Source organism: Kitasatospora sp. NPDC056800, from assembly GCF_042789775.1.
In the GTDB taxonomy this organism is placed as follows: Bacteria; Actinomycetota; Actinomycetes; order Streptomycetales; family Streptomycetaceae; genus Kitasatospora.
The window spans coordinates 1-3,374 of the sequence record NZ_JBHUAL010000056.1 but is presented as its reverse complement, the minus strand read 5'-3'; the positions used below and the strand labels follow the sequence as shown (position 1 = coordinate 3,374).

General features: G+C 70.0%; 3 protein-coding genes and 2 pseudogenes. 3 read left to right on the top strand and 2 right to left on the bottom strand.

The genetic code is table 11. The features are described 5' to 3' along the window. A pseudogene (locus tag ACFRQN_RS15290) lies at positions 1–536 on the bottom strand (hypothetical protein); the annotation flags it as partial. A gap of 696 nt (positions 537–1,232) precedes the next feature. On the opposite strand from ACFRQN_RS15290, the pseudogene ACFRQN_RS15285 reads away from it, so the two are divergent. From ACFRQN_RS15285 to ACFRQN_RS15275, 3 genes and pseudogenes are all read left to right on the top strand, one after another. Next, positions 1,233–1,508: pseudogene (locus tag ACFRQN_RS15285) on the top strand (transposase); the annotation flags it as partial. 52 nt (positions 1,509–1,560) lie between these two features. After that, positions 1,561–1,983, top strand: coding sequence for a hypothetical protein (locus ACFRQN_RS15280; protein ID WP_380740802.1), 423 nt, complete (start codon positions 1,561–1,563; stop codon positions 1,981–1,983). A 208-nt stretch (positions 1,984–2,191) separates the two neighbouring features. After that, positions 2,192–2,575 (top strand): hypothetical protein, encoded by a 384-nt coding sequence (locus ACFRQN_RS15275; RefSeq protein WP_380740800.1) that lies wholly within the window; start codon positions 2,192–2,194, stop codon positions 2,573–2,575. Positions 2,576–2,729: 154 nt separating this feature from the next. Here ACFRQN_RS15275 and ACFRQN_RS15270 read toward each other — a convergent pair whose 3' ends face one another. After that, positions 2,730–3,272: a stage II sporulation protein M gene (locus ACFRQN_RS15270; protein ID WP_380740798.1), complete on the bottom strand. Its 543-nt coding sequence runs from the start codon at positions 3,270–3,272 to the stop codon at positions 2,730–2,732. Between the last annotated feature and the right edge of the window lie 102 nt (positions 3,273–3,374).

Here is a 3,374-nt window from a genome sequence, read left to right as displayed (position 1 = left end):
GTCCCCGCCGGCCAGTTCGCGTCCACCTGGTAGGTGGCGAGGACCCCCGCTTCCCATTGGTTTAGCGGATCCCGGATGCGGCCGTGGTAGCTGTCGAACGAGGTGGGCGGAACCGAGACTGCGATCAGCCGTCGGGGCGCCTTCTGGTACGTGGCGACCACGGAGCGGGCCTCCGCACACCAGGACTCGACCAGTTCGTTGAGCGCCGAGTATGCCTCGTCGCGGCCCTTGCGGCGCCGACCGAAGGCGTTGTGCAGGACCAGGGACGCGGAGGAGCGGTCGCCCTCGAGCGCCAGCCATGAGCGGGCGGCGGCGTCGGCCCAGTCAGACCAGGCCCTGCGTAGTGTCAGCGCGGCCTGGGCTCCCAGAGCTGCGAACCCTTCTCCCGAAGCGAGACCGGATGGTGCCTCAAGTTGGTGAATGGCTGCGGAGTCGAGCAAGGCGTCGGGGCGCACGAGCGCCGCAAGGAGCGCCGCTCGGACTCGATCGCGGTGGTGAGTGCGTTCTGGATCGGCTTTGCCCATGTTGCGAGCCATGGATGGGCTGCCACGGCGGAGTTGGTCTCCAGCATGGAACTGTGGAGGTGGCGCCAATGCCCGTAGTGGCGCTCACGGATGAAACGAGAGTGCTCGTACCGGTCCGACTCCGCCTGGTCATGCTCGTTCTCCGGGGGGGTAGTCGCCCTGAGCAAGTGCGGCAACGGCGTCAGCTTCGTCGGAGGGGGTGAAGTCCACGTCAGGTGAAGGGGCCGCGCCGGTGTAGGAGGCTGCCCACAGCACGTTCCGAACCGATCTGGTGAACACCACGAGCGGTGCATCGGACGGCATCTGCCACGAGCAAGTGCCGCACAGCCGCTCCACCGCCTCACCCAGCCCCAACGTCACCGCTTCGACGGAACGGGAGGAACGGAGCGAGCCGCAGTTCTCCTCCCCGTGGAGCTACCCGTTTTTGGAGGGGGTCGTGAAGCAGACCAGCGGGACGCTTTCCAAGGGGCCGAGAGGCACCTCGGTATCGAGGACTCTGCCAAGGTCTAGGCGGTAGTTATACGAACTCAGGGGCATGCTCGCAGGTTAGCGAATCGTGCCGACAGCCTGCCGGAGCGTGTTCCGCCTGCCCCAATGCCAAGGGCTCAGCCTACGCCGCTGATCAACTCGGTTCCCCGGAGGGCGTGTTCATCATCGATGACACTGGCCTTGTGAAGAAGGGCACCGTCTCCGCCGGAGTTCAGCGCAATCGCCGGCCGCACCGAGAATTGCCAGATTGGTGTCTTCGCCGCCTACGCCACCAGCCGCGGCCACGCCCTGGTCAACCGGGAGCTCTACCTGGCCAAGTCCTGGACCGATGACCGTGAACGCTGCCGGGCCGCACGCATCCCCGACGAACGTGCCTTCGCGACGAAGAGCGAGCTGGCCCGCACCATGATCACGCGCGCTGGCCTCGCCCTGCCCATCGTCTGGGCCACAGCCGACTCCGCCTGCAATCAGAACTCCCACTTTCGCCGCTTCCTCGAAGACGCCCAGCTCTCCTGCGTGGTAGCGGTTCCCAGGTCCCAGCAGGTCCATGGCCCGCGCATCGACCACCTCATCGGACAGGCCCCGCCCGAGGCCTGGCAGCGCCTGTCCGCCGGGGCTGCCCAAGGGCGAGTGCCTCTACGACTGGGCCGCCGCCTGCCCGCCGCTGGAGGCCACCGTCACGGACCTGGTCCGCGTCGCGGGCTGCCGCTGGAAGATCGAGGAGGTCTTCCAGAGCGCCAGGAACGAATGCGGCCTGGACCAGTACGAAGTGCGCCGCTACGTGGGCTGGTACCGGCATATCACCCTTGCCCTGCTCGCTCACACGTTTCTGGCCGCCATCGCCGCCGTCCCTGAGGTGTCTCTCGGTGAACGAACAGCGCGGGCTGTCTACCGTCTGACGTGCAGCGATGGCTATCACCGGCTGGGGGTCAATGGGGCGCGGGTTCAAATTCTGTCGTCCCGACTGTGAAGTCGGTTGTGAGAGAGGGCACTTGGGAAACCGAGTGTCGGCTCTTTCTGTTGTGGTGTCGGCTGGTGGTCGCACGGTGGTCACCGGGCCACATCGGCCAGGGGCGGTTGGTTCTTCTGGTCGGGGCAGCTGGTATGCGGGCAGTTGCCGGCGCTGGCGCCAGGGGCGCTGGGTACGGCAGACGGGGTGGCCGAGGACGGTGTGGTCGGTGCTGTCGAGGATCCAGACGATGGCGTCGAAGGCTGCGCGCGCGGCGGGTTTCGTGAGGTCGGCGTGGATGTTCGCCGTCGTCGACAGGGTGGTGGCGCAGGGCGATGGGGGATGCCGGGGTGGTCGTGATCCGGTAGGCGGCGACCTTGGCGCGGCCCTGGCGCAGTTGGGTGGTGACAGGGCAGCCAGACGTTGGCGGATGCGGTCTGGCGCCTCCCAGCGGGCGCCGGCCAGTCGGCAGGCGGCGGCGCCGGCGAGCAGGACGGCCAGCAGCACGCCGATCGCGCCGAGCACCGATCCGAACAGCCAGCCCGCCCAGACGCCGGCCTTCACCGCGCCCGGTGCCGCGTCGGGGATCTTCTCCAGGACGGCCGCGCGGTAGCGGTCCAGGAGGCCGAGACCGGCCAGGGGTTGGACGAGGACGGCGAGCGCCAGGGCGGCGCGGTGGCGCAGGCGCCCGGCCCGGCCGTCGTCCCGGCCTTCGGGCGCGGCCTCCGGATCGAGCAGGGGACGGTGTTCCGTCGTGGTGGTCAAGGTCATCGGGGGCTCACCCACGTTTCCACGCCCGCGGCCACGGCGAGCGCGGCCAGCGAGGTTCCGAAGAGGACAGCGGCGTCGACCACGTGCTGGCTGAACGGGGCGCCCCGTCCGGACACCAGGCGGCGGGACAGCCCGAGCACCGGGGCCAGGCCGGCCGCGACGGCGAGGCCGAGGGCCGGCAGTTCGAGCACCGCGTGCGGTCCGACGGCCCGCAGCAGTTGGCTCCCGCCCAGCGTGTACGCGTGCCCGATCAGCACGCCGACACCGAGGCCGGAGAGCAGCGAGAAGGCGACCGTGGTCAGGCCGAGGGTGGCGACTCCGCTGAAGGCCAGCGCGGCCACCTTGGCGTTGTTGAGGAAGACCTCGAGCCACAGGCCCGGACCGGCGGGTTTGGGTTCCACGCGGACGGCGGACTCGATGCCGCCCGAGCAGGCGATCCCGATCGCCATGCAGGCGAACCAGAGCAACTGCCCCGCGGCCACGGCCCAGCGCTGCCGGGCCCAGGCGGCTGCGAGCCCTCCGCGGACTCCCGCGATCACGTCGTCCCTCCCCAAGTCGTCTGCTGCACAAGGCCAGAGGGCCGGCCCCCGCCCGTGGGGGGGGGTCCCGGCCGCGCCCCCGGGAGGCGGTGGTGGCGCGGC